The organism is Aliidiomarina sedimenti, from assembly GCF_003986955.1.
GTDB lineage: Bacteria > Pseudomonadota > Gammaproteobacteria > Enterobacterales > Alteromonadaceae > Aliidiomarina > Aliidiomarina sedimenti.
The window spans coordinates 173,332-198,771 of sequence record NZ_PIPN01000002.1 but is presented as its reverse complement, the minus strand read 5'-3'; the positions used below and the strand labels follow the sequence as shown (position 1 = coordinate 198,771).

26 protein-coding genes are annotated in these 25,440 nt (G+C 52.1%); 8 read left to right on the top strand and 18 right to left on the bottom strand.

Annotated features, from left to right (window positions below; genetic code table 11):
- Positions 1–48 precede the first annotated feature (48 nt).
- Positions 49–627: a Fe-S biogenesis protein NfuA gene (gene nfuA / locus CWE12_RS05590; protein WP_126788693.1), complete on the top strand. Its 579-nt coding sequence runs from the start codon at positions 49–51 to the stop codon at positions 625–627.
- Between the two features lie 165 nt (positions 628–792).
- Complete coding sequence (locus CWE12_RS05585; protein ID WP_126788692.1) at positions 793–2,202, top strand: DUF4397 domain-containing protein; 1,410 nt, start codon at positions 793–795, stop codon at positions 2,200–2,202.
- Positions 2,203–2,269: 67 nt separating this feature from the next.
- Here CWE12_RS05585 and CWE12_RS05580 read toward each other — a convergent pair whose 3' ends face one another.
- Entirely contained in the window at positions 2,270–3,592 is a 1,323-nt protein-coding gene (locus CWE12_RS05580) for an MATE family efflux transporter (RefSeq protein ID WP_241984143.1), read from the bottom strand.
- Positions 3,593–3,604: 12 nt separating this feature from the next.
- On the opposite strand from CWE12_RS05580, the gene CWE12_RS05575 reads away from it, so the two are divergent.
- Complete coding sequence (locus CWE12_RS05575) at positions 3,605–4,684, top strand: polysaccharide deacetylase family protein (RefSeq protein WP_157981932.1); 1,080 nt, start codon at positions 3,605–3,607, stop codon at positions 4,682–4,684.
- Here CWE12_RS05575 and CWE12_RS05570 read toward each other — a convergent pair.
- The 5 genes from CWE12_RS05570 to CWE12_RS05550 are packed head-to-tail and all read right to left on the bottom strand — an operon-like array spanning position 4,681 to position 8,753.
- The gene (locus tag CWE12_RS05570) at positions 4,681–5,424 is read right to left on the bottom strand and encodes an SCO family protein (RefSeq protein ID WP_241984142.1); all 744 of its coding nucleotides are present in this window, start codon (positions 5,422–5,424) and stop codon (positions 4,681–4,683) included. The genes CWE12_RS05575 and CWE12_RS05570 overlap by 4 nt on opposite strands.
- Positions 5,421–6,320, bottom strand: a complete 900-nt coding sequence (gene cyoE / locus CWE12_RS05565) for a heme o synthase (protein WP_126788690.1) — start codon at positions 6,318–6,320, stop codon at positions 5,421–5,423. Before cyoE ends, CWE12_RS05570 begins: the two co-directional genes overlap by 4 nt.
- Before the next feature lie 19 nt (positions 6,321–6,339).
- Complete coding sequence (locus CWE12_RS05560; protein WP_126788689.1) at positions 6,340–7,329, bottom strand: COX15/CtaA family protein; 990 nt, start codon at positions 7,327–7,329, stop codon at positions 6,340–6,342.
- 6 nt (positions 7,330–7,335) lie between these two features.
- Positions 7,336–7,929, bottom strand: coding sequence for a hypothetical protein (locus CWE12_RS05555; protein ID WP_126788688.1), 594 nt, complete (start codon positions 7,927–7,929; stop codon positions 7,336–7,338).
- Positions 7,926–8,753, bottom strand: a complete 828-nt coding sequence (locus CWE12_RS05550) for an SURF1 family protein (RefSeq protein ID WP_126788687.1) — start codon at positions 8,751–8,753, stop codon at positions 7,926–7,928. Before CWE12_RS05550 ends, CWE12_RS05555 begins: the two co-directional genes overlap by 4 nt.
- Positions 8,754–8,777: 24 nt before the next feature.
- Between CWE12_RS05550 and CWE12_RS05545 the strand changes: the two genes are divergently transcribed.
- Positions 8,778–8,996, top strand: coding sequence for a DUF2909 domain-containing protein (locus CWE12_RS05545; RefSeq protein ID WP_338022818.1), 219 nt, complete (start codon positions 8,778–8,780; stop codon positions 8,994–8,996).
- Between the two features lie 73 nt (positions 8,997–9,069).
- Here CWE12_RS05545 and CWE12_RS05540 read toward each other — a convergent pair whose 3' ends face one another.
- The 6 genes from CWE12_RS05540 to lexA all read right to left on the bottom strand — a co-directional run bounded on the left by CWE12_RS05540 (position 9,070) and on the right by lexA (position 14,810).
- Positions 9,070–9,954, bottom strand: a complete 885-nt coding sequence (locus CWE12_RS05540) for a cytochrome c oxidase subunit 3 (protein WP_126788686.1) — start codon at positions 9,952–9,954, stop codon at positions 9,070–9,072.
- A 10-nt stretch (positions 9,955–9,964) separates the two neighbouring features.
- On the bottom strand, positions 9,965–10,540 hold the full coding sequence (locus CWE12_RS05535; protein ID WP_126788685.1) for a cytochrome c oxidase assembly protein: 576 nt from the start codon (positions 10,538–10,540) through the stop codon (positions 9,965–9,967).
- Positions 10,541–10,551: 11 nt separating this feature from the next.
- Positions 10,552–12,156, bottom strand: coding sequence for a cytochrome c oxidase subunit I (gene ctaD / locus CWE12_RS05530; protein WP_126788684.1), 1,605 nt, complete (start codon positions 12,154–12,156; stop codon positions 10,552–10,554).
- Between the two features lie 12 nt (positions 12,157–12,168).
- The gene (gene coxB / locus CWE12_RS05525; RefSeq protein WP_126788962.1) at positions 12,169–13,266 is read right to left on the bottom strand and encodes a cytochrome c oxidase subunit II; all 1,098 of its coding nucleotides are present in this window, start codon (positions 13,264–13,266) and stop codon (positions 12,169–12,171) included.
- A 393-nt stretch (positions 13,267–13,659) separates the two neighbouring features.
- Positions 13,660–14,187 carry a hypothetical protein gene (locus tag CWE12_RS05520; protein ID WP_126788683.1) on the bottom strand — a complete coding sequence of 176 codons (528 nt, stop codon included), beginning with the start codon at positions 14,185–14,187 and terminating at the stop codon, positions 13,660–13,662.
- Positions 14,184–14,810, bottom strand: a complete 627-nt coding sequence (gene lexA, locus CWE12_RS05515) for a transcriptional repressor LexA (protein ID WP_126788682.1) — start codon at positions 14,808–14,810, stop codon at positions 14,184–14,186. Before lexA ends, CWE12_RS05520 begins: the two co-directional genes overlap by 4 nt.
- Positions 14,811–15,016: 206 nt before the next feature.
- Here lexA and plsB point away from each other — a divergent pair, with 206 nt between their 5' ends.
- Positions 15,017–17,455, top strand: a complete 2,439-nt coding sequence (plsB, locus tag CWE12_RS05510; protein WP_126788681.1) for a glycerol-3-phosphate 1-O-acyltransferase PlsB — start codon at positions 15,017–15,019, stop codon at positions 17,453–17,455.
- Here the strand turns inward: plsB and ubiA are convergent.
- Together ubiA and CWE12_RS05500 are read right to left on the bottom strand one after the other, a co-directional pair.
- Positions 17,452–18,333, bottom strand: coding sequence for a 4-hydroxybenzoate octaprenyltransferase (gene ubiA, locus CWE12_RS05505; protein WP_126788680.1), 882 nt, complete (start codon positions 18,331–18,333; stop codon positions 17,452–17,454). The two genes, plsB and ubiA, sit on opposite strands and share 4 nt — an antisense overlap.
- A 38-nt stretch (positions 18,334–18,371) precedes the next feature.
- On the bottom strand, positions 18,372–18,920 hold the full coding sequence (locus CWE12_RS05500) for a chorismate--pyruvate lyase family protein (RefSeq protein ID WP_157981931.1): 549 nt from the start codon (positions 18,918–18,920) through the stop codon (positions 18,372–18,374).
- 120 nt (positions 18,921–19,040) lie between these two features.
- Between CWE12_RS05500 and CWE12_RS05495 the strand changes: the two genes are divergently transcribed.
- Positions 19,041–19,469 carry a flagellar basal body-associated FliL family protein gene (locus CWE12_RS05495; RefSeq protein WP_126788678.1) on the top strand — a complete coding sequence of 143 codons (429 nt, stop codon included), beginning with the start codon at positions 19,041–19,043 and terminating at the stop codon, positions 19,467–19,469.
- Here the strand turns inward: CWE12_RS05495 and CWE12_RS05490 are convergent.
- The 4 genes from CWE12_RS05490 to CWE12_RS05475 are packed head-to-tail and all read right to left on the bottom strand — an operon-like array spanning position 19,463 to position 22,897.
- Positions 19,463–20,260 (bottom strand): rhomboid family intramembrane serine protease, encoded by a 798-nt coding sequence (locus tag CWE12_RS05490; protein ID WP_126788677.1) that lies wholly within the window; start codon positions 20,258–20,260, stop codon positions 19,463–19,465. The two genes, CWE12_RS05495 and CWE12_RS05490, sit on opposite strands and share 7 nt — an antisense overlap.
- Positions 20,261–20,282: 22 nt before the next feature.
- Positions 20,283–20,621, bottom strand: a complete 339-nt coding sequence (glpE, locus tag CWE12_RS05485; RefSeq protein ID WP_275540978.1) for a thiosulfate sulfurtransferase GlpE — start codon at positions 20,619–20,621, stop codon at positions 20,283–20,285.
- Positions 20,622–21,650 (bottom strand): L-threonine 3-dehydrogenase, encoded by a 1,029-nt coding sequence (gene tdh, locus CWE12_RS05480; protein ID WP_126788676.1) that lies wholly within the window; start codon positions 21,648–21,650, stop codon positions 20,622–20,624.
- Between the two features lie 53 nt (positions 21,651–21,703).
- On the bottom strand, positions 21,704–22,897 hold the full coding sequence (locus CWE12_RS05475) for a glycine C-acetyltransferase (protein WP_126788675.1): 1,194 nt from the start codon (positions 22,895–22,897) through the stop codon (positions 21,704–21,706).
- A gap of 181 nt (positions 22,898–23,078) precedes the next feature.
- Here CWE12_RS05475 and coaD point away from each other — a divergent pair, with 181 nt between their 5' ends.
- Both coaD and pckA read left to right on the top strand, forming a co-directional pair.
- A complete protein-coding gene (gene coaD / locus CWE12_RS05470; protein WP_126788674.1) occupies positions 23,079–23,564 on the top strand; it encodes a pantetheine-phosphate adenylyltransferase in 486 nt (161 codons plus the stop codon).
- 189 nt (positions 23,565–23,753) lie between these two features.
- Positions 23,754–25,355: a phosphoenolpyruvate carboxykinase (ATP) gene (pckA, locus tag CWE12_RS05465; protein ID WP_126788673.1), complete on the top strand. Its 1,602-nt coding sequence runs from the start codon at positions 23,754–23,756 to the stop codon at positions 25,353–25,355.
- Positions 25,356–25,440: the final 85 nt, after the last annotated feature.

The following is a 25,440-nucleotide window of genomic DNA, read 5'->3' as shown; positions in this document are numbered from 1 at the left end:
ACTCGGGTATTCTGAGTGAGAGCAATATATCGTGCAAAGAGGTGAGTGATGATTACTATTTCGCAAGCAGCGCAGGGTCATTTCCGTGAACTATTAAGCCAGCAACCAGAGGGCACTAATATTCGCGTGTTTGTGGTTAATCCTGGCATGGCCAATGCGGAATGCGGCGTTTCATACTGCCCGGCAGATTCGCTTGAACCGACTGACACAACGTTGCCATTTGAAGGTTTCGATGCCGTTGTCGATGCCCAAAGCGCGCCGTTTCTGGAAGCCGCCGAAATTGATTTTGTAGAGCAGGATCTGGGTTCGCAGCTGACCCTGAAAGCGCCCAACGCCAAAGCGCGCAAAGTGGACGATGATGCGCCATTGATTGAGCGGGTGGAGTACATGATCCAGACTGAAATCAATCCACAGTTAGCGAGTCATGGCGGACAGGTGATGGTTGCTGAGATTACCGACGATGGCTTTGCCATTCTGCAGTTCGGTGGTGGTTGCAACGGGTGCTCAATGGTCGATGTAACCCTTAAAGAAGGCATTGAAAAACAACTTCTGGAAGAGTTTCCAAATGAGCTGAACGGTGTTCGTGACGTGACCGAGCATAGCCGTGGCGAGCATTCTTACTATTAAAAAGTTGTATAAAAAATAACAATTCAAATGCTTGAGTAATCAATGAGTTAATTATTTAAGCGTTAATGAGATGTTAGTTTTTTGCACTAGAAGTGTGATCCTGATCACTTTGTACCCGCGTAGTTAAGATTGCTGAACCCTAACTACATATTAACGAGGTACATCATGATCAGAATCACACAAACCCTGGCCGTGTCGTCACTGGCGTTGGCACTGGCTGCTTGTAACAGTAGTAGCACACGGGTTGAACCTACTCCTACGCCAGACCCCGATCCCGCCGGCAATGCGCAACTGCGTATTCATCATGTTTCAGCGGATGCGCCGGCGGTCAATATTCTTGCTGATGGCGACATTCTGGGTGGTCTCGAAGATGTCGACTATCAACAGTCTTCGCCCGCCCTTGAAGTGCCTGAAGCATCTTATAATGTCACGGTTGATGGCATATTGCCAGGTGGCGAATTTAGCACCGTTATCGACGAGACACTGGCGCTTGAGACCGATGTTCGTTACGAAGTATTTGCCATTGGTCAGCTAGGTGCGGACGATGCGTTCGCCTTTGAACCTTTTATTCTGAATCGTCCGGTAAGTTCGGTCACTGATGGCGATGCCCGGCTGTGGGTCCTGCATGGGGCGCCGGTGGATGTCGCTGTTGATGTTTACCTGACCGAGCCAGGCGCCGATATTGTCGAAGGCAATGCCGCATACACATTATCGTACAAAGAAGATTCGGAGCCGTTCGAGGTACCAGCGGGCGACTATGAGGTAACTCTCACGGCGTCAGGTGATGCCAGTAGCGTACTTTTCTCATCACCGCTGACTCTGAATGATGGTGACGACCTGATGGTCACGGCCACTTTAAACACCGCAGCGAACGCCGATGACGCGCCGCTTGCACTGCTCGTCGCAGACGGTGAGAGTTCATCGGTGGTGTACTCGACCACGACAGGTGCTGACCTGAGAGTGGTGCATGCTGCCGCTGACGTACCGGCGGTGGATGTGTATGCGAATGAAGTCACAGGTACGCCAGCGGTTGCAGCACTGGCATTCCCTGAATTCACGGACTATCTGAACGTCGCGGCGGGCGACTATGATTTTCTGGTCACACTGGCCGACGATGCGGACGTGCAATTAGAGCTGGCAGCGTCGCTAGTTGACGGTTGGCAGGGTACTGTAGTTGCCGCCGGTGAACTCGGCGATGGCAGCGCCAACCTTCAGGCACTCACCTTCGACAATCGCCGCGTGGCCACCGAAGCACGTGTTCGGATTGTGCATGCGTCACCGTTCGCTGGTGATGTCGACATTTACGTTACGCCAACCAATGACTTTACCGACTCAGCTCCGGCATTTGAAAGTGTACCTTTTAATGCGGCTGAACTAGCGACCACCGGAAACGTGCCGCTGGCAGCAGGCACGTACTTTGTGACGGTCACCCTGGCCGGTCAGACCGATGCAGCGCTGGGTCCCCTTGAAGTGGATCTTGAAGCGGGTGGAATCTACACGGCGGTAGCTGTCGGCAACGATGCGGATAGCCTGGGTCTGGTGCTAATGGACGATCTAGCCCCGAGCGGAAACTAATAGTTTAACTTTCGACATGCCCATGTCATTTCAGGCCGCCTTTGGGCGGCCTTTTTTTTCTCATCGATTATGAGGTTAGGGTGAGCATCTGGCGGCGTTGCAATAACAGCCATTGCCAGACACCCCGGCTGAGCATAAACAGGCTAAGGGCGAACCACAGCCCGTGGTTTTGCCAGCTTAACGTTAGCAACCAGGCCGGTACAAAGCCAAACAGTGCGGCCAGCAGCATTGAATCACGCATCGCTTTACTCTGTGAAAGGCCGATATAGATACCATCAAACAGATAACTCCAGTGAGCTAGCAATGGCATCACAATCAGCCAGGGCAGGTAACTTTCTGCGACGCGAATGACGTCTGGAATATTGGTAATCAAGCGAATAATGGCGCTACCGGTGAACAAAAACAGCAGGCTGTAGCTAACGGCAAAAAGCATTGACCAAAACAGGCTTAAACGAAACCAGTGCTTCAGTCTGGCATCATTGCGCTGCCCTTTGGCCTGACCCACCAATGCTTCTGCTGCATAAGCAACGCCATCAAGCCCCAGTGAAATAAGCATCAGAAACTGCATCAGCACCGCGTTTGCGGCGACGGTAGTGGCCCCATAATAGGAAGCGTAGGCGGTCATCACTGCCATACACAGCTGGAGCACTAGCGAGCGGATGAATATATTCTGGTTCAGGGTTAGTAAGTCTTTACATACCTTCAGGCTGACTTGCTTAAAATGACGCAACTGCAGTGCCAGGCCGCGGTGAAGAAAAACCAGGCCGGTCAGAGCAGTTACCCATTCAGCACTGACTGATGCCCAGGCGGCGCCCGCAACGTTCATGCCGAGGCCCATAATTAAAATCACATCGAGTATGACATTAATAAGATTACTCAGGATCACCAGTACCATGGCGCTCCGCGCTTGTTGCCGTCCAAGTAATACGCCTAGAATGACCAGCATACTCAGCGCGGCTGGCGCGCCCCACAGGCGAATACGGATATAGTCCGTGGCTAACAGCTGTAACTCGTCGCTGGCGCTCACCAGCTGCCACAGAGACCACAAAATAAATGGCTGCAATGCAATCATGACAACACCGAGGACTACCGCGAATAACAAGCCGTGCACGGCAAAGGTACGTTGTGAGTGGATGTCGTCTGCGCCGAAGCTTTGTGCCACCAGCCCGGTGGTGGACATGCGCAAAAAAACCGCCAATAAATAGACGAAATTAATAGCCATGGCACCAATTGCAACGGCACTCAAGTAGATAGCATCCGGCAAATGCCCTATGATGGCTGTATCAACCAACCCTAATAAAGGGGCGGCGATGTTGGAAATAATCATTGGCAAGGCAATCGCAAACAGCGTGCGATGGTCACCTGGATTTTTCAGTACGGACTGCAACAAAGAGGACTACCTATGCATTTTTGGGGACTGGTAAAAGGCACTGCTTTGGCGGCGCTGCTGGCAATGTCGCTGCCTTTCGACGCTGCCGCCGAGGCTGAGCCGAGTGTATCTATATTAATGTACCACCATGTTAGTGAGAGTACACCACGCTCAACCACAGTGTCACCGGATGAATTACGAGCACATCTGCAGTACCTGGCGGACAATGACTTTACCGTGATTGATATCCGTGACGCTATTGCTGGTGTTAAAGGCGAGGCCGAGTTACCTGATAAAGCGGTAGTGCTGACCTTTGATGATGCTTACGAAAACATTTTTAGTGCTGGACGACCGATTTTGCAGGAATTTGAGGTGCCATGGACCTTATTTGTTACCACCGACCCCATAGGTGAGCGGCCCGGGCGCTATATGAGCTGGGACCAGGTCCGTCAGTTACATGACGAAGGCGTTACCATTGCCAACCACACCACTGACCATGCCCATATGCCTCGCCGCGGCGAAGACGAAACTGACGCCGAGTGGCGACAACGTGCGGCCGAGAATATTCTCCAGGCGGAGCAAAAAATCCTCGATGAAGTAGGCGTTAGTCACCAGTTGTTCGCTTTCCCATATGGGGAGTATGACAATGTGTTGCTGGAGCTTGTTGAAGAGCTTGGCTTCACCGGCTTTGCTCAGCACTCGGGCGGATTCGGGCCGGCCTCGGATATGCGTGCCATTCCGCGGTTCGCGGCTGCCGGGGTGTATGCAGATCTCAGTTCATTGGGGACCAAAATGGCGGCACTGGCATTCCCCATTAAGGAGGTTCGCTACGAGGACACCTTATTGACGCATGATCAAACCCGTCCGACGCTGGAGATCGAATTCGAGGTGCGCGATTTTCGCACCTCACAAGTAACCTGCTTTATTAGTAATCGGCCGCACGATATTGAGTGGCTTGATGACAACACCATGCGCGTACAGGCGGAAGACGACCTTAGCTTTGGCCGTTCCCGCTACAATTGCACCGCGCCTAGCATCAGTAAGCCGGGTCGTTACTATTGGTACTCACAGCAGTGGATACGAATGAACGAAGAGGGCAGCTGGCCAGGCTAAGTAAGTGCATCCGGTAGAAAACGTCCGAACCAGGTTCGGGCGTCTTCGGTCTCCAGATACCGAATAATCCGTTTCAGATCATTCACCAGCAGGGTAGGGTTCACGGTTGGTATCATTCCCGGCTCATGGCTGGCACGAAAAACCGCTTGCTGATGGCCCTCCGGGCTAATCAAAATAATAGCCGCACTGTGATTAACCAGGTAGTTGGTTTCATCTTCTTCCGGAATGCTATACATCAGCCCGATGTTACGCACGAACGGGAACAGATCTTTGTGTTCACCGCGAACACCAAGAAAAGGAGTCTGTTGCGAAGCTTCAAGACCCTCATTAAAGAAGCCGACGTACTCTCTCAGGCGAGGAATATCATCACGCTGGGGGTCAACCGAGACCATCCACACCTGCATCGGCGTTTCGCTGACCTGATTAATATCGCTCCAGCTTTGCTTGAGTTGCGCCATGGTGGTGGGGCAGATATCGGGACAAAAGGTGTACCCGGTAAAGATAATGGTCCATTGCCCTAACAGGTCGTCATTACTGACCTCGTGCCCTGCAGCGGTGTCACTCTCCGCCGCCGGTGCAGCGGTACTTTGTAAGGTGAACGGGTCGATACTGCGAGGGCTGGAGTAAAGCAGACTGGTTTCCAGCGCCGGTGGTCCCGGGTTGCCAATTTTCTGATAGCTCCACACACCGCCAAATGCGACCAGTGCCAATAATAAGATAAAAACGATACGTAACATCATGTGAATAAGTAATGGTCCACAAGTAAAAGAATGAATAATCCCATCAGGTACCAGATAGAGTACTTGAACATGTTATAAGCGGTTAGCTTTGAAGGGGCGAACTTCAGTTTCCAGGCATAGCCTAGAAAACCAAGATTCAGTGCGCTCACACCGGTAAGGTAGAGCCAGCCCGACATGCCAGTCAGAAACGGCAGAATACAGACCACCGTCAGTAAGACGGTGTAGAGAAAAATGCAGGTTTTAGTGAAGTCTATACCGTGGGTTACAGGTAGCATCGGGATATCGGCTTTTGCGTAGTCTTTAGCGCGATGCACGGCGAGTGCCCAGAAATGCGGAGGCGTCCAGGTGAAAATAATCATCACCAGTAAGACCGCATTGGCGTGGATTTCACCGGTCACCGCGGTCCAGCCCAGCAAGGGTGGTGAGGCCCCGGCAAGCCCGCCAATCACGATATTCTGAGGGGTCGCGCGTTTGAGGTACATGGTATAAACGAACGCGTAACCAACTAAACTGGCCAGGGTGAGCAGCGCGGTAATGCGATTCACAAATAGCTCGAGGACCAGGTAGCCAAGGGCGCCAATAATCGCAGCAAACGTCAGCACCTTGACCGGTGACAAAGCGCCGGTGGGCAATGGACGGCGCAGGGTTCGCGCCATCTTGGCATCAATATGGCGGTCAACAAGATGATTAATAGCCGCTGCGGAACCAGACATCAGGCCAATACCGGCGACTGCCGGCACTACTACCTCGAGACTGACCCAGGTGGTCGTGGCCAGGCACATGCCAACCACGGCGGTTAACAGCAGTAGCGCCACAACCCGAGGTTTGGTGAGTTCGAGATAATCGCGCCATTGCGCACGTTTGGCTGACGCCTGTGCAATCGCTTGATGAGCCATAAGAGGTTCCCCTTTCTTATTATGCTTTGCGGGATAAATTATAGTTTAGTCCGACTAAGGAAATGAGCAACAGCGCACCGACCGCATTATGGGCGACGGCTACTGCAAGCGGCAAACTAAACACTACATTACTAACACCGAGCGTCAATTGCACGATCAGTAACAGGGTAATAATAAATGTATGAGTACGGAACTGGTTCGAGCGGGCTGTATGCCAGAGCTTGTATAGTAAATAACCCACCACTAAGGTCGTAACAATGGCACCAAGCCGATGCAGGACATGCATGGTCATGCGTTCAGCATAGCTATGAACACCAAATTCATACGTCGCGGCTTTGGGCAGACTAAAGGCTCCGCCGAGGTCGAAACGACTAAGCCAGGGGCCCTCACAAATGGGTAACTCGGTACAGGCAACCGCGGCATAATTCGCCGCGACCCAGCCACCCAGAGCTATCTGGCCGACTACAACAACCAAGGCTAACGCGGCCAGGCCCCTTAGTTTACGCAAATTCAAATCGCCGCCCGGAATGCGGAAGTCGTTTTCCCGCTGATATAACAGGTAAAGCAAGGAAAAGGTGGCGAACCCGCCAAGTAAATGAAGCATGACGATCACCGGTTGCAGCATCATGGTAACCGTCCACATGCCAAGCGCAGCCTGAAAGCAAATCAGCACCAGCAGAATAATTGGCAGCTTCGTTGGTTTGCTGCTCTGCGGTGCTTGTAGCTTGCGACGAATGGCGACCGCTGCAATGGCGAGAACAAGAAAACCGAGGGTGCCGGCTGCATACCGGTGGATCATTTCGTGCCAGGCTTTTTGTGTATCCAGAGGGGCATCAGGGAATGCGTCAATGGCTACTGTCTGTCGTGCTTCGCTCTGAGGAACACTCAGAAAGCCATAACAGCCGGGCCAGTCGGGACAGCCCAAACCGGCATCCGTCAGCCGAGTGAATGCGCCAAGGACAATAACGATAAAGCAAAAAACCAGGGAAAATTTAACCAGATTACGCATCAGTGCTTACCCCACACGAGACATTTTTAATAGTTTTTTTAAGTCATCCAGCATATCACTACCGCTTTGGATAGCAGTGTCACGGTCTGCACTGCCTTCATAGCGCATCATCACCGCGCCCAGCGGATCGATAATAAACAGACTGCCTTGCGGTTGCTCGCTAAGCTGGTCGTGTAACTGCGGCAGCACCAGATACTGCAAACGGCTACCCTCTTCAGGCGCCGGTAGAGCAGAGACCTCGGACCCGGCCTGAATTGCTATCGGGGTAACGCGATCACTATCGCGGCCAAGTGCCATATCAACCTGTTGGATAACATAGAGGCCGTTGATACAACGCTGGTCACAGTCTGCTGGAACGCGGTAAGCAAGGCGCCAGGTTTGCGGCATGGATTCGTTTTCGCTGCTGCTGGCTTCAATCGGCGGGCTAATGAGTTCACCTTTATTGGTGACACCCGGGGTAAACCAGCCGAGGCTAAGAATAATCTGGGCGCCTGCTAACGGGATCAGAAAGCACAGGAAGATGCCAATAAACAGACGGCGGTTCTTTTGTTTGCGCTGTTGTTCGCTTTGCGCAGTGGATGAGTTATCAGAGGTGGTCATGGTGTATGTTCTCCTGAACCATTCTTATTGGTATTGCCAGAGTCTTCAGACGTATGTTGTTGTGGGCCGCGGGCGAGGCGTTTATTCGCTATCAGGAAGATAATCAGGGCTGCAATTGCCAGACCGAACCACTGCGCGGCATACGCATAATGACGATGGGGCTCCATCACCACGACTGGCCAGTCACGGCGAAAGCCAAAGTCGATGTCTTCATTCAGTAAAACGCTGAATGAAGCCAACGGCAGTTGTGTTTGTGCACGGATAGAATCAAGCTCCAGATACTGCACACGCTGTGGCAGTTGAGCAGAAAATTCCTGCTCGGCAAGCAGGAAAGGGCGCTCGGCTGGCAATTGAATACGTCCTGCCACTGTCCGTGTACCCTGGGGAAGCGCTACGTCAGGCAGCGTGTCGCGTGGCCCACCGAGTGGAACCCAGCCCAGGTTAACCGGAACCAGATAAGGCGCGAGAGCCTCGCTTTCGAGTAAGGCGACGACGTGATAGCCAACCCGACCATTGTAGGTTTGATTGTCGATCAGAAAATAAGCGCCTTCCTGAAACGAACCCGTTACTTCGATCTGGTCATCGGTTTGCAGCGATTGCTGCCGAATATGCTCGAGGGTAAGAGATTGGGTCTGCTGAGCCGATGAGGTTGCATGGTAATCGACTATAGCCTGTTTCTCCTGGCCACGGTCAATTTGCCAAAAGCCTAGCTTGACCATCGCAGCGATAGCTAGCAAAGTAATAAGCAGAGCGACAGGATGCAGGTAAAAACCCGCGTTGCGGCGCCGCGAGGCGAATGCTTTACTCAGGCCATCAAACGACATAATAAATAACCCGGAGAATACTGCGTGATAAACATCATTTTAAAAATACTGCTCGTTGCGTTACTGCTGTATGTGATCTACAACCTGTTTCAGGGCCTGTTTCACCTTATGCGGCAGAAGCAGGATGGGCCACGGATGTCGCACTTCATTGGTCGCCGAGTGCTTTTCTCTGTCATTATCATTGCACTTATTGTGCTGGCCCTGGCGACAGGTATTCTGACCCCAAACCCAAGGCCTTATTAACTAACGTTATGAACTAGTTAACTGGCGCTGATAAAAAAGCCGTACCGCAGTAGCGAGTACGGCTTTTTTTGACTCAAATGATATAGACGAAAACAAAGAGTAGAATCCACACCACATCGACAAAGTGCCAATACCAGACGCTGGCTTCGAAGGCGAACTGGTTCTCTTTGTTAAAATGGCCTTTAAGTACCCGGAAGAACATCACAATCAGCATCAGTGCGCCGAGGGTGACGTGCATGCCGTGGAAACCTGTCAGCAGGAAGAAGGTGTTGCCGTAAATACCGGACTGCATGGTAAGGCCAAGGTCACGATACGCGTGGACATACTCATACATCTGCATGCTGAGAAAGATCAAACCAAGCACAATGGTCAGCGCAAGCCACAGTTTCAAAGCGCCGCGTTTACCATGCTCAAGCCCGTGATGAGCAAAGTGCAGAGTAACTGATGAGGTAACCAGGATCAGCGTATTGATAAAGGGCAAACCCCAACCCATGGCCTGAGTTTCGCGACCGTCCGGGGTTGTGGTCAGAGGCCAGATAGCCTCGAACGCTGGCCATAAAACTTCACCGGTCATGGCGTTGTTACTGGCGCCGCCTAACCAGGGCACTGCGATCATACGGGTATAAAACAGCGCGCCGAAGAAGGCGAGGAAAAACATTACCTCTGAGAAGATAAACCAGCTCATGCCCTGACGGTACGAACGGCCCATCTGTTCACTGTACAGGCCCTGATGCGATTCGTTGATTTGGTCACGGAACCAACCTATCAACATCACCATCAGAACGACAATCCCGGCCAGTAATACCCAGTGGCCAAAGCCCGCTTCTTCATTCGACCATTCGATAATATAATGGGCCGCGCCGAACGCGATAAGACCCAGTGCGATGGCACCAATTAACGGCCAAATACTTGAATCGGGTACGTAATATTTTTCGTGTTGTGTGTTTTCTGAACTCATTTCCTGTTCCTCACTCAGAGGTGTCGACAACGACACGCCCTTGGGCCGCAGCTTCCGTCATGTCATACATCATGTAGGACAAGGTGAAAGTACGTATGTGATTGGGAATATCCGGGTCAACGTAGAACTGCATCGGCATTACCGCTGTATCACCCGCAGCCAAAGGCTGATTCTGAAAGCAGAAACATTCTGTTTTCAGCAAGTAGGGCGCGGCTTCGCCAGGCGCCACAGATGGCAGCGCCTGACCGGTCATGTCCCGGTTTGTATGGTTACTAGCGGTAAAGTTAACGGTTGTAGTTTCGCCGGGGTGCACCTGCAGGCGACGAACCTCTGAACTGAATTCCCAGGGTAACCCGCGGTTAACCCGGGTATGAAACTCTATCGTCACCAGGCGGGTAGTATCGACGAGGTTACCATCGCTGCCCGCCGCTGCTGAATTGTTGGTGCGTCCATTAAATCCGGTCACCTCGCAGAATTTCTCATACAAGGGGACCAGCGCAAAACCGAACGCAAACATCAGCACAACAGATGCAAGCAAGCGGGTAATCATCTTGCTGTTATCAGGCTTTGAATGCTGTTCGCTCATAATGACCTCACTTAACGGATCGGTGCTTCAATTTTGGGTGGCGTATCAAAGGTATGGTACGGCGCAGGTGATGGTACATCCCACTCCAGACCTTCTGCTCCTTCCCAGGGTTTGGCAACCGCAGCCTGACCTTTCTTCGCCATGCATTTAACTACCACGGCAAGGAAAATCAGCTGAGAGAAACCGAACAGGAAGGCACCGACGCTGACGATTGCGTTAATGTCGGCAAACTGCAGTGCATAATCAGGGATCCGTCGTGGCATGCCGGCCAGTCCCACAAAGTGCATGGGGAAGAACAGAATGTTGACTGAAATCACTGAGCACCAGAAGTGCAGTTTGGCAAGACCTTCGTCAGGCATAAAACCGGACCATTTTGGCAGCCAGTAGTAGGCAGCGGCCATGATCGAGAACACCGCGCCACTAACCAGAACATAGTGGAAATGCGCGACCACGAAGTAGGTGTCATGATACTGGAAGTCGACCGGGGTAATCGCCAGCATGATCCCTGAGAAGCCACCGATAGTGAACAGGATCACAAAAGCCAGGGCAAATAACATCGGCGGTTCAAAGGTCATCGAGCCGCGCCACATGGTACTCACCCAGTTGAAGATCTTGACGCCGGTAGGGACGGCAATCAACATCGTCATGTACATAAAGAACAAGGACGCGAAGACCGGCATACCGGTGGTGAACATGTGGTGAGCCCAGACCAGAAAGGACAGGCCAGCAATCGCTGCGGTAGCGTATACCATTGATGCATACCCAAATAATGGCTTGCGGGCAAACGCTGGGATAATCGCAGAAACAATACCAAATGACGGCAGGATCATAATGTAAACTTCAGGGTGACCGAAGAACCAGAACAAATGCTGGAACAGTACGGGGTCACCGCCACCGGCCGCATCAAAGAAACTGGTCGCAAAGTACTTATCGGTCAGTACCATAGTTACCACGCCCGCCAGCACCGGCATTACCGCAATGAGCAGGAAAGCGGTTATAAACCAGGTCCAGACGAATAGCGGCATGCGCATATAGGTCATGCCTGGAGCTCGCATGTTCATGATGGTGACGATAACGTTGATCGCCCCCATAATCGACGAAATCCCCATGATATGGATGGCAAACACAAACAGTGCTGTTGAATCCGTACTATAGGTGGTCGATAGCGGGGCGTAGAAGGTCCAGCCGAAGGCCGGTCCGCCGCCAGGCATCAGCATCGAGGAAAGCATGATGATGAAGGCAAATGGCAGGATCCAGAAGCTCCAGTTGTTCATTCGCGGTAGCGCCATGTCTGGCGCACCGATCATCATTGGAATCATCCAGTTGGCGAGACCAGTAAAGGCAGGCATAACCGCACCGAACACCATAATCAGACCGTGCATGGTGGTCATCTGATTAAAAAAGTGCGGATCAACGATTTGCATACCGGGCTGAAACAGTTCGGCGCGGATAACCAGCGCCATGGTGCCACCAGCGAAGAACATCAGGAAGCTGAATAACAGATACAGCGACCCTATGTCTTTATGGTTGGTGGTAAAGAGCCAGCGTTTAATGCCCGTTGGCTTATGGTCATGATGGTCATCATGCTCATGATGTGTATCTACAACAGTGCTCATGGCCATCCCCCTTTAGTTATCGCCTTGGATATAATTATGAATATCAGCCGCCTGAACTTCATCGCCGGTGTCATTTTGCCAAGCGTTTCGCTCGTAGGTAATGACTGCGGCAAGTTCACGCATGCTGAGCTGATCGCGGTAGGCCTGCATCGCGGTTCCCTGAACCCCGTTGGCGACAGTGTCGATATGGTCGTTCAGCCCGTCACTGTCGACAGACACACCTTCACCAGCAAGCGCGGGGAAGACACCAGGAACACCCTGTCCGTTTGGCTGGTGGCACGCCGCACATTGTGCGTTGTACACACTTTCACCAAGCGTCATGAGCTCGTCCATGGTCATTTGCATAGAAAGCAAACGTTCTTCTTCTTCACGTTCTTCAGCCAGTCGGGTTTCTTCGTTTGTTGCCCACTCCTCGAAATCATCGGGTTCGAGTGCGATGACTACAATCGGCATGAAAGCGTGGTCACGACCACAGAGTTCAGCACATTGACCACGGTAGATGCCGGGTTCGTCGACGCGGGTCCAGGCTTCATTAATATAGCCCGGGTTTGCATCTTTTTTGATTGCGAATTCAGGAACCCACCAGCTATGAATAACGTCATCAGAGGTTATCAATAAGCGAACTTTTCGGTTGGTCGGAATAACTAAAGGACGGTCAACTTCGAGAAGATAGTTCTCACCTTTGGGCAAGTTTGCATAGACCTGATCGCGCATGGTCGCCATGCTGCTGCGATACTGCACGTCATAGTCAAAATACTCGTAGTCCCAACGCCATTGCGATCCGGTGATAAGAACGGTCAGATCAGAATCATCTGTATCGTCCATGTCCAGCAGCAGAGAAGTCGCAGGCCAGGCCATGGCGATAAGAATCAAAAACGGAATGACCGTCCAGGCAATCTCGACTCGGACATTATCGTGGAATTTCGCTGGTTCAGCGCCGCGGGATTTCCGGTGGCGGATGATGGACCAGAACATGGCCGCAAACACAATGACACCAATGATCACACATACCAGAAATACGTACATGTGAAGGCTGTAAACTGAATTACTAACCTCAGTGGCGCCGCGTGGCAGATTAATTTGCAGGCTTTCAGCAAAGGCCGCTGGCATGACGAATAACACCAGCGCCGCCGTAAGCACGCGGTACAGTCTCGCTTTCACTCGACATCTCCTCTTAGTCTTTTGTTATCCAATCCATGGGGTGAATTGGTAACGCAAGAACAAAGAGATACGCAAGAATTGGAACAGCTTTTCCCCAGAAATCGCAGTTCTTGCCTAACCCTTTGTTATATTTTAATTATTTCCCGCTGAACGAGATTTATTTTGTTATAGGTTGCTTGGCAAGTGCACGTCTCATCGGGCTTATAAGTATAGTAAACCTAAGATGAACTACTTAGCGCGCAAAAGCTAATCAGGACATATTGTCGCAGATCAAAATAGCATCATATTTGTTAATAAAAAAGGGCTGTTAATAACAGCCCCTTGGAATTAGCCCAGCAAGGGCTAGTGGAGTGGAGTTGGTACGCAGGCTGAAGTGCTGAGCCAGCTTTGCGCCTGGCTGTGTTTACGCGCAAGTTGCAGACGCTTGAGGTCACGCCATTCACACTGGCCCAACCAGGCTACCACAAGTGCGCTATTGTCGAGTAACAGGGCCTGTTCGGTGGCCCAGGCTTTATTTTCAGCATCTGTGGAGCGGATCCAGCGGACCTTATGCAAAGCGATTCCTGCTTTATTGAGCAGGCTTTCGATTTGCTTCTGCATACCACTGGCATGGTCGACATCATCGGGCATTCCGATCAGCGTGATCCATTTTCCGCTTTGCTCGGCTAGCACTGCACTTTGCTGAAATAGCGTGGCAAGGTGACGTAATTCCTGTTCAACAGCAGGCAACGATGTCTCTGTCAGCGGAGCCTGTGACGTTGATACCTGGGGCATCGGAGCCGGTGGAAACAATGGCAACTGGTTTTCTTCCTGTGCCTGGGGCAAGGACCATAACCCGGGGTGACGGTGAGCCTTTAAATTCGCATTCATAACCAGCCTCCATTTCGAATAACACCGACGGCCAGCCCCTCAATAGTGAGCGGCTGAGAAGTAAGGTCGACATAGATAGTCGAAAATTCATCGTTCTCCGGATGCAGTAGTACAGTGCTGCCCTGACGCTCAAAGCGTTTCACTGTCACTTCATCGTCGATGCGGGCCACCACAACCTGGCCATCCCGCGCCTGATTTGTTTTATGCACAGCCAGCAAGTCGCCATCCAGAATACCTATTTTTTGCATGCTCATGCCTTTAACCCGAAGCAGGAAATCAGCCGCCGGGCGGAATAACTGCTGGTCAACCTGAACGTGATTTTCAATATGCTCAGCGGCAAGAATTGGCTCGCCGGCGGCCACCTGACCAACCAGGGGTAAGCCTAATTGCTCGGGTTCTGCCAGGGTGTCATCCTGCAACAGACGAATGCCACGAGACATACCAGGCAAAATCTCGATGACCCCTTTTTTGGCCAGCGCTTTAAGGTGGTCTTCAGCCGAGTTGGCGGAACGGAAGCCCAGCCGCTTGGCAATTTCCGCGCGTGTTGGCGGCATGCCGGTGGCTTCGATATTGCTCTTGATGAGCTCCAGAATTTCACTTTGACGAGGGGTTAACGGTCGCATATTAGTACCTGTTTTTCTATACAGTATGCTGTGAGTATATACAGTATTTTAACCAGTGCAACCTCTGTTGCGTTATTTTTGCGCAACAGCCTGGTCGGATCGCGGGGGCCGCCGCGGTATCAGCTGGACAGACCTTGAATAAAGGACAACGGCATACGTTGGTGGTATCCTCTGGAGCAGATTTGGCATAGGTTGATGTGACAGCTATGAGCATAAAACATACGTTATTTACGGTTTTTAAATGGCCAGTGCGTTGGCTAACGAAAGCAGAAACGATTTGTGATGAACATGACACCACGGCGTCTGCCGCCGACCATGTGGTGTATGTGATGAAGTCGCCGTCGTTCAGTGACCTGGTGGTATTGCAGCGCGCGGTCAGTAAGCTTGGGTTGCCGGACCCGATGACCGCACTTGAAATAGGCGATAAGCGTTTTGACCGGGTGTTGTTTGTCGAAGATCCGAAGCGGCGCCTGGAATATGAGGCTGAAACCCCGTTTGGCGAATTACTGGCCTTGCATAAAGCCAACCCTGCCTGCAACGTGATCATGTATCCAGCGAGCCTGTTCTGGGGGCGGAATGCCGGGCGTGAACAGCCGACCGGCATGGTCAGTGCGGATATCGAGGTGCCCAGTCTGTGGAAGCGAATGATGGTCCTGCTCTTTGCTGGGCGTACTATTATGCTTCGTGTTAGCCGGCCGGTAAGCCTGCGTCTGATGGCTGATAAATATCAGGATGACGATAAGCTGGGGCAGAAGTTATCACGTGTGGCACGCACCCATTTTAGCCGTCTGCGCCATGCCGTGGCAGGGCCGAAGCTATGGTCACGCGATGAAATGATCCGCTCCTTACTGCGCACGCCGGTGTTGAAGCAAGCCATTGCTGATGAAGCCCGGAGTAAAAAAATAAGTGAAGACAAAGCACGCAAACGGGCCCAGGAATACCTCGAGGAAATCGCCGCCGATTACCGCGAAGGACTGATCCGTATTGGCGATCGGGTGATGACCTGGTTGTGGAACCGGTTGTATAACGGCATTGATGTCCGTCATGCCAAGGTGGTCCGTACGTTAGCGCAGGACGGGCATGAAATTATTTATGTTCCCTGCCACCGCAGCCACATGGATTACCTGCTGTTGTCGTACGTTATTTATAAAGAAGGCCTGGTGCCGCCTCACATCGCGGCCGGGGTAAACCTGAATTTCTGGCCCGCCGGACCTATTTTTCGCCGTGGTGGCGCGTTCTTTATTCGCCGTAGCTTTCGCGGCAACAAACTGTATTCCACGGTGTTCCGCGAATATCTGGGACGTTTGTTCGAGAAAGGCTATTCGGTTGAATACTTTATGGAAGGTGGCCGCAGCCGGACCGGACGCTTGTTGGCGCCGAAAACCGGTATGCTGGCAATGACGGTGCAGGGCCAGTTACGCGGCATCAGTCGGCCGATTAGCCTGGTTCCTGTCTATATCGGCTACGAACACGTGATGGAAGTGTCGACCTACCATAAAGAGCTACGCGGCAAAAATAAGAAAAAAGAGTCCGTCTTCCAGGTCTTTGGCATTTTGCGCAAACTTCGTAATTTCGGCCATGGCTATGTCACCTTTGGTAAGCCGGTGCGCCTGGATGAATATCTTGATAGCAACCAGCCGGACTGGCGAGAGTCTAGCACCCGTGGGGTTGAAGAGCCGGCTAAACCAAGCTGGTTAACGCCGAGGGTTAACCACCTGGCCGATATCCTGATGCGCAACATCAACGATGGGGCCGTGGTCAATTCGATTAATCTGAGCGGGTTATGCTTGCTCAGCGCTGAGCAGCATTCGTTAACGAAAGAAGAGCTGATTGCCCAGTTTGATGGGTACCTGACGCTTTTGCGTGAGGTTCCGTATAGCTGTTATGCGGTAGTTCCCAAGCTGGACGGCAAAGCGTTCTGGCAGCATGCGGTTAAGATGGATAAGTTCCAGGTTGAACAGGATGCGGTGGGTGAAGTCGTTAGTCTGAACGCAGAGCAGGCGTTAAGCATGACCTATTACCGCAACAATGTATTACACCTTTTTGCGGTACCCGCCCTGGTGGCTAACTTTGCATTGGCCAGACAGAACTTCAGTACCGACCAGGTGGTCGCTTTTGTCACCAACGTCATCCCCATGATCCGTGCTGAGCTGTTCCTGAACCAGGATGCTGAGGACGTACCGAGCTGGGTCGCCGCGATTTGTGAGCAGCTCAGCGAGCAAAAGTGGCTGGTTAAAACCGAGCAGGGCTTCCGTGTGCCGACGCATGACTCGCAACCGTATTTTCAGCTGCGTCTGCTGGCGACGGCTATTAATGAAACCCTGGCACGCTATGCGATAGTGCTGGAGCTGGTGCAGATGTTTGACAATCTGTCGCGCGCCGAGCTGGAGAAACACAGCGAGTTACTAGCGATGCGGCTTGGCTCCATGCATGGGATCGATGCACCAGAGTTCTTCGATAAACGCATTTTCAGCACCCTGGTTCAGGTGCTGAAGCAGGAAGGTTACATTGTGGTCAATGACAAGGGTGATTATGTCTCCAATGACCGAACCACCCTGTTGAGCGATGAAATCGATGGTTTGTTACCGAGTCCGGTGGTGCAAACCATTCGCCAGTCGGTGCTAAAACTAAAAGAGTCCGCTTAGATCAGGCTGCCCAGCCAGGGCACATCGGGCAGCCAAAAATGCAAGGCAACGCCGATGGTGATAACCATGCCGACGTAGTAATTTTGTCGGAATGCGCGCATGCACTGGTCTGGCTCGCGGCCACTGATCATCCATAGTTGCCAGACGAACATCGCCGCTGCGATAACCAGTGCGATCCAGTAGTAGGGAGCAGCGCTGAACATCCAGCCGGCTAATGCGAGCAAGGCCAGGGTAACAACCTGCAGCACCGCAATGGCGAGAATATCGTAGCGACCGAAGAAGATCGCGGTCGACTTAATTCCTGCCTGGAGGTCATCCGGGCGGTCGGCCATTGCGTACTCGGTATCATAGGCGACTGTCCACAGGAAGTTTGCCGCAAACAATACCCACGCCAGCACAGGTACCCGATACTCGACTGCCGCGAAGGCCATTGGAATCGCCATGCTGAACGCTGCGCCGAGGAAAAGCTGGGGGAAGTGAGTAAAACGTTTGGCAAATGGATACACCGCAGCCAGTGCTAATGCCACCACACTTAAACCAACAGTTAACCAGTTCAACGTCAGCACCAGTAGAAATGCGAGCAACACCAATACTGCGAAGAGTAGCAGAGCTTCGAGCGAGGTGACCGCGCCGGTGGCCAAAGGGCGTTCGCGTGTGCGGCTAACCTGACCGTCAAGATTGCGGTCAGCAAAGTCGTTGATAACACACCCAGCGGAACGCATTAAAAAGACCCCAGCGGCGAAAATAGCAACAATTCGGATTGACGGGTCACCCGCGCCTGCAACCAGCAGTGCCCAAAACGTAGGCCAGGCGAGTAACCAGGTTCCGATCGGTTTATCCATTCGCATCAGGGCGCGGTAGTGTCGCAGACGGCTCATGCTAGCTCCTTGGTCACAGGTTGGTATCAATAATAGTATTATTTATCATAGCAGGGGGCGTTGGGTAGAAATACCTCGGCGACCAGAATAGCCTGATCGGCCAGCCAGAAATTGCGCCGACGTGCCCATAAATCGCGCTCCGAGCCAGTTAAACCGGTACTGAAACGGCCGATATGACTCGCTGGCCCAAACCTGGCCACCTGAAATGGCCCGGTGACTACATCCGGATGTGTAAACAGGATTTGGCCGAGTGGTTGTTCGCCGATGTCCTGCAGTTGCTGTAAAATACGACTGGGGTGTTGCGGGATAATGCTCCGGGCAAACACCCAGGGACGTTCCTCGTCACAGAGCAGGACTTCGCGTACCTGCACGTCAGGGGTGTGCTGTGCAGTTTGCATAAACGCAACCTCGTCGCTCTGTGCCGTTGCTTTTTCATGGCGTAACACGCGCACATTGAACTGCCCGGTATAGCGCTGCAATTTGAGGGTTAGCGAGTCCTCATCTGTGAGCCAGTCCGCCAGCGCATCAGGCAAAGGGAGGTCATCGATGTTTACCCAGGTGACATCGGATAAATGTGTACTAGCCAAGCGTGTTCGTCCTTCGGTCATGGTTTGCCGATAATAGCAGAAGCCGGTCCTGCTCGCAGTGATTGCCGTCGCGTCCGCATTCGGTATACTGGGGTCAGGTTTGATGACAGGTGATTACCGATGCAGTTTGCAGTTTTAATGAACACGAAGTTTTGGCTTTCCAGTATGGCGGCGCTCATGCTGTTAGTTTCGCCAGCAAGTTTCGGCAATGAAGAGCCGCGTCGGGTGATGTACTTCCCCTTCGACCCTGATATCACCACAAACTTCATTAAACTCGATGAGACCCGCCATTTAGGCTATATCCGGGTTGCTATAGAGGCCGCAGTCAGCAATCCGGTGGATCTCGGCATTGTCGAACACCATGCGCCATTGCTGCGCAGTGCGTTCGTGGAAATATTTGGTGCCGCTCAGGAAGGTAAAGTTCGCTCTATGACCGGGCGCGAAGAGCTTCGTCAGGAATGCATTACTACTGCTCAGGAGCTGCTGGAGCGCGAAACGGGTCGCCCGGTAATAGAAAATCTGCTGTTTACTACGTACATGTATCAGTAGCGAAGACGGTAAATAAAACCAAGCAGCACACCGCTGAGTAAGCCGAGTAAATGCGCTTCATTGGCCATATTAACCCACAGCAGATTGGTGTAGCCAAGTACTAGCCAGCCCACCATAAACACCAGCAAGGCGTTGGGCAGGGTCAGACTATTTTGACGCTGCCAGCCATACACCGCACAGAACCCAAGCAAACCGTAAACGACACCGGAAAGCCCACCAAACAGCGGTCCACTGGTGTACCACTGGGCCAGATTCGCACTGACCCCGGTAACTAAAAATATAAGCGCCAGATGAGCCGCGCCAAAGCGCAGTTCGATGCGTCCACCCAGGTACCACCACCAGAACAAATTAAACAGTAAGTGGGTCGCCGAAAGGTGAATAAATGCCGGTGTGATCAACCGCCAGGGTTGAGTTAAGTCAAGCTCGTTACCGCCTCCAGGGGTGATCATCAGTGCCGAGAAAACGCCGTCCATCGACCAAAAAAACTGCAATCCAGCAACCGCAAGCGCAACCAGAAAAACCACAAAGGTAAGCAGGCCGGCCTGCTGCGAGAGGCTGTTGATGGTCGGTCCCAGCACCGAGCCTTGCGAGGGGACCTGTGCATTGTCGGCGGGGTCGTCAACAAACTGGTCGAGCAGCGACAGCGCTGTCTCATAGTAACCGTCGTCCACCACCCAAAGGTCAAGTTTGCCGGCACTTTCCGAGACGCTGACCGGCACTCCGTGACGCAACATAAACTGACGCAAGCGGGCAATTTTGGTGGTATCTGAACTGGTCGTTAGCTTTTTCATTGTGGGCTGTATTTCCTTCGCCTTAATCGCGTCCTGCGTGATTCTGGGCCACCTGATCAGGCTGGTACTGTTGCCAGGAGGTAAAGCCGCCATCCAGACTGTAGACTTCAGCAAACCCCTGTTCAACCAGGTAGCGTGCAGCACCCTGGCTGCTGACGCCATGATAGCAAACCACAATAACCGGCCGTTGTTGGTCCTGCTCAAGAATAAATTCATGCAGGTTTTCATTGCTTAAACGCACGGCGCCCGGGATGTGCCCGAGCGCGTAGGACTGAGGGTCGCGAATATCGGCAAGGACGACCTCGCGGGTCGCCATTAACTGACGTGCCTGTTCAATACTGAGACGTTTAAAGTCGGCCACCTAGGCCTCCCAGTCGAGAATAACTTTACCCGATTTCCCTGAGCGCATGATATCGAAGCCTTGCTGGAACTCATCGATGGGCAGGCTGTGGGTGATCATCGGAGTCAGATCCAGACCAGACTGGATGAGCGCTGCCATTTTATACCAGGTCTCAAACATTTCGCGGCCGTAGATACCTTTAATCACCAGCCCTTTAAAAATGACCTGATTCCAGTCTATCGCCATATCTCCGGGCGGAATACCCAGTAGGGCAACCTTACCGCCATGGTTCATTGCTTTCAGCATGTCATTGAAAGCGACCGCAACGCCGGACATTTCCAGGCCGACATCAAAGCCTTCACTCATGCCCAGCTCGTTCATGATGTCGTTAAGGTTTTCCTGCTTTGAGTTAACCGTGCGTGTTGCACCCATTTCTTTGGCCAGTTTCAGGCGGTAGTCATTGATGTCGGTTATCACGATATGGCGGGCGCCTGCGTGTTTGGCCACGGCGGCTGCCATCATTCCGATTGGCCCAGCACCGGTGATAAGAACGTCCTCACCGACTAAGTCAAAGGACAGCGCGGTATGCACCGCATTGCCAAAGGGGTCGAAAATAGCAGCCATGTCGTCAGTGACTTCATCGGGTAACTTAAAGGCGTTGTCGGCTGGAATGGACAGGAATTCGGCAAATGCGCCCGGGCGGTTCACACCAACGCCCATGGTATTGCGGCACAAGTGGCGACGGCCGGCACGGCAGTTACGGCAGTGCCCGCAGGTGATATGGCCTTCGCCTGATACCCGGTCACCAATTTCAAAGCCACGCACCCCTTCGCCTATGGCGGCAACTACACCGACATACTCGTGGCCTACGGTCATGCCGACAGGCACTGTGTTCTGCGACCATTCGTCCCAGTTGTAAATGTGTACGTCGGTCCCGCAAATGGCGGTTTTCTTAATTTTAATCAGAATGTCATTGTAGCCTACCTCAGGTTTGTCGGCTTCGCTCATCCAGATGCCTTGTTCAGGCTTTAACTTTGCTAAAACTTTCATGCTACATCCTCAAACGGGAATGAATGTCAGTGCTATCAGGCGCTCAGACGGGGCTAGGAAACGATGCCAAGATCTTTACCAATGCGGATAAAGGCATCAATGGCGCGATCTAATTGCTCGCGGCTGTGCGCGGCTGACATTTGGGTACGAATCCGTGCCTGACCTTTCGGTACCACCGGGAATGAAAAACCGATGACATAAATACCTTCGTCCAGCAGACGGTCAGCCATTTTCGATGCGACTTTCGCGTCGCCCAGCATGACTGGAATAATCGCGTGGTCCGCACCGGCTAATTCGAAGCCTGCGGCGCTCATTTTTTCACGGAAATAACGGCTGTTTTCATTCAGTTTTTCGCGCAGCTCATCGCCTTCGCTGAGCATCTCAAGTACCCGGATCGATGCTGTAACAATCGATGGCGCCAGTGAATTGGAAAACAAATAAGGGCGTGAACGCTGACGCAGCCATTCAACAACTTCTTTTTTTGCTGCGGTGAAGCCGCCTGACGCGCCGCCTAATGCTTTACCCAGGGTGCCGGTAATAATATCCACCCGGTCCATGACCTGATGGTACTCATGGGTGCCGCGGCCTTTCTGGCCGACAAAGCCAACCGCGTGGGAGTCATCGACCATGACCATGGCGCCGTATTCTTCGGCTAAGTCGCAAATGCCGGATAAATTGGCAATCACGCCGTCCATGGAGAACACACCATCGGTCGCAATCAGGATATGTCGGGCGTTGTCAGCTTTTGCTTTGTCGAGTTGTTCTTTCAATGCCTGCATGTCGTTATTGGCATACCGGTAGCGTTTCGCTTTACACAGACGAACACCGTCGATGATAGAGGCATGGTTCAACGCGTCGGAGATAATTGCGTCTTCCGGGCCAAGCAGCGTTTCGAACAGGCCTGCATTGGCGTCAAAGCACGACGAATAGAGAATGGTGTCTTCCATTCCCAAGAAGTCGCTTAGCTTTTGCTCAAGGGTTTTGTGAATGTCCTGAGTGCCACAGATAAAGCGCACTGAGGCAACACCAAAGCCGTGCTTGTCGAGGCCTTCTTTAGCGGCGGTAATAAGCTGCGGATGATTCGCCAGGCCCAGGTAGTTATTGGCACAGAAGTTGAGTACTTTGTGCTGATTTACCTCAATCTCGGAAAACTGTGAGGATGAAATAATCCGTTCTTTCTTAAACAGGCCTTCGTCTTTCACCTCTTCAATTTGTGTCCGGATTTGCTGGTAAAAATCGTTTTTCATCCTTAACCTCTGCCTTAGCATGCTGTCTGTCAATTAATAGCCGCCATTTTACGCGCCCGCCGTTAAATGATCATCCTTTCTTTCACAGCGCAGACCTTTCCCTGTTATGATTTGTACACTTTTAGTAACAGTGGCCATGCTTTAAGCCCTGGCCAGCCATTTGCACACAGGTAAACAGCCGATGCACACAAAAGCAATTTACCCCGGAACCTTTGATCCTATCACCAATGGTCACAGCGATTTAATTGAGCGTGCCGCCAACTTATTTAACCAGGTAGTGGTCGGCATAGCGGCGAGTCCAAGTAAGAAGCCATTGTTTACTCTTGAGCAGCGGGTTGAGTTGGTTAAGGCTGTCACCAGTCATTTGCCGAACGTCGAAGTGGTAGGGTTTTCCGGCTTACTGGTAGAGTTTGCGCGTGAGCAGGACGCCACCGTGCTGATTCGGGGTTTACGGGCGGTCTCGGATTTCGAATACGAGTTCCAGCTGGCGAATATGAACCGTCGCTTACACCCCGGTCTGGAGTCGGTATTTTTAACCCCGTCAGAAGAAAACTCGTTTATTTCCTCGACCTTAGTAAAAGAGGTCGCGTTGCACCATGGCGATGTAACGCAGTTTACCGATGCGCGGGTCGCTGAAGCTCTGCAAAAAGCCCTCGCGCAAAATTAATGCAAAATGCATAGCGGGGTATCTTTTCGGGCGGAAAACCGCTATGATTCTCGCCCAAAATTTGACCGTTCAATCGCCACTTTGGGGCAATGAACTGGTCTGGTCAAAAAGTCGGTTCTCCGCGGGCTGGCTTTTTGGGTTGACGCTTTACCCACTTAATTAAACAGACTGTCCCGCAGGAGTCGTATCATGACCGATCTGGATCTGAGCCAATATGGTATTACAGAGGCCACGGAAATCGTTTATAACCCTTCCTATGAGCTGCTTTTCGAAGAAGAAACTCGCAGTGATTTAGAAGGTTATGAAAAAGGCGTTGTCACCAACTTAGGTGCGGTCGCAGTAGATACTGGTATTTTTACCGGTCGTTCCCCGAAAGATAAATACATTGTGCGCGATGACACCACCAGGGATACCGTGTGGTGGTCGGATCAAGGTAAGAACGACAACAAGCCAATTGATCAGGACACCTGGAACCATTTGAAAGGTGTGGTCACCAGTCAGTTATCCGGTAAGCGTTTGTTTGTGGTCGACACCTTTTGTGGCGCCAACGAAGACACTCGTCTTGCGGTACGTTTTATTACCGAAGTGGCGTGGCAGGCACATTTCGTTAAGAACATGTTTATCCGCCCTTCAGACGACGAACTGAAAACCTTCAAGCCAGACTTTATCGTTATGAATGGTGCCAAGTGCATTAATTCTGAATGGCAGAAGCAGGGCCTTAACTCTGAGAACTTTGTTGCTTTCAACCTGACTGAACGTGTCCAGCTTATCGGCGGCACCTGGTACGGTGGCGAAATGAAGAAAGGCATGTTCTCAATGATGAACTACTTTTTGCCATTGAAAGGTATCGCCTCGATGCATTGCTCGGCCAATGTTGGTAAAGAAGGCGACGTGGCAATTTTCTTTGGTTTGTCGGGTACCGGCAAAACCACCTTGTCGACGGATCCAAAGCGTCAGTTGATCGGTGATGACGAGCATGGTTGGGATGACGATGGTGTCTTCAACTTTGAAGGCGGCTGTTATGCCAAGACAATCAACCTGTCGCAGGAAGCTGAACCGGATATCTACAATGCCATTCGCCGCGATGCCTTGTTGGAAAATGTCACCGTAGGTGATGATGGTATGGTTGATTTTGATGATAACTCGAAGACTGAGAACACCCGTGTTTCGTATCCGATTTATCACATCGACAACATCGTCCAGCCAGTCTCCAAAGCAGGTCATGCGAAGAAAGTGATTTTCTTAACCGCCGACGCGTTCGGTGTGTTACCACCGGTTTCAAAATTGACCAAAGATCAGACTAAGTACCACTTCCTGTCTGGTTTTACTGCCAAGCTGGCCGGCACGGAGCGCGGTATTACCGAGCCAACGCCGACCTTCTCAAGCTGTTTTGGCGCGGCGTTCTTAAGTCTGCACCCGACTCAGTACGCTGAAGTGTTAGGCAAGCGGATGGAAGCGGCTGGCGCCGAAGCCTACCTGGTGAATACCGGCTGGAATGGCACCGGCAAGCGTATTTCGATCAAAGCGACCCGCGCTATTATTGACTCGATTCTTGATGGCAGCATTGAAGATGCAGAGTTTGTTGAATTGCCTTATTTTAACCTGGCGATGCCGACTAGCTTACCAGGCGTTGAAGACAGCTCGATTTTGGATCCACGGCAGACCTACGCGGATGCAAATGACTGGGATGTAAAAGCTCAGGATCTGGCGGCTCGGTTTGTCGCGAACTTCGAGAAGTTCACCGACAATGACGAAGGCCAGGCGCTGGTTGCAGCAGGACCTCAGTTGTAACCGCAGGCGCGGCTGTTGCTCTGGCGACAGTAACAATCTGAAACATAAAAAGTCGGCATTCGCCGACTTTTTTTATGATTTTTTA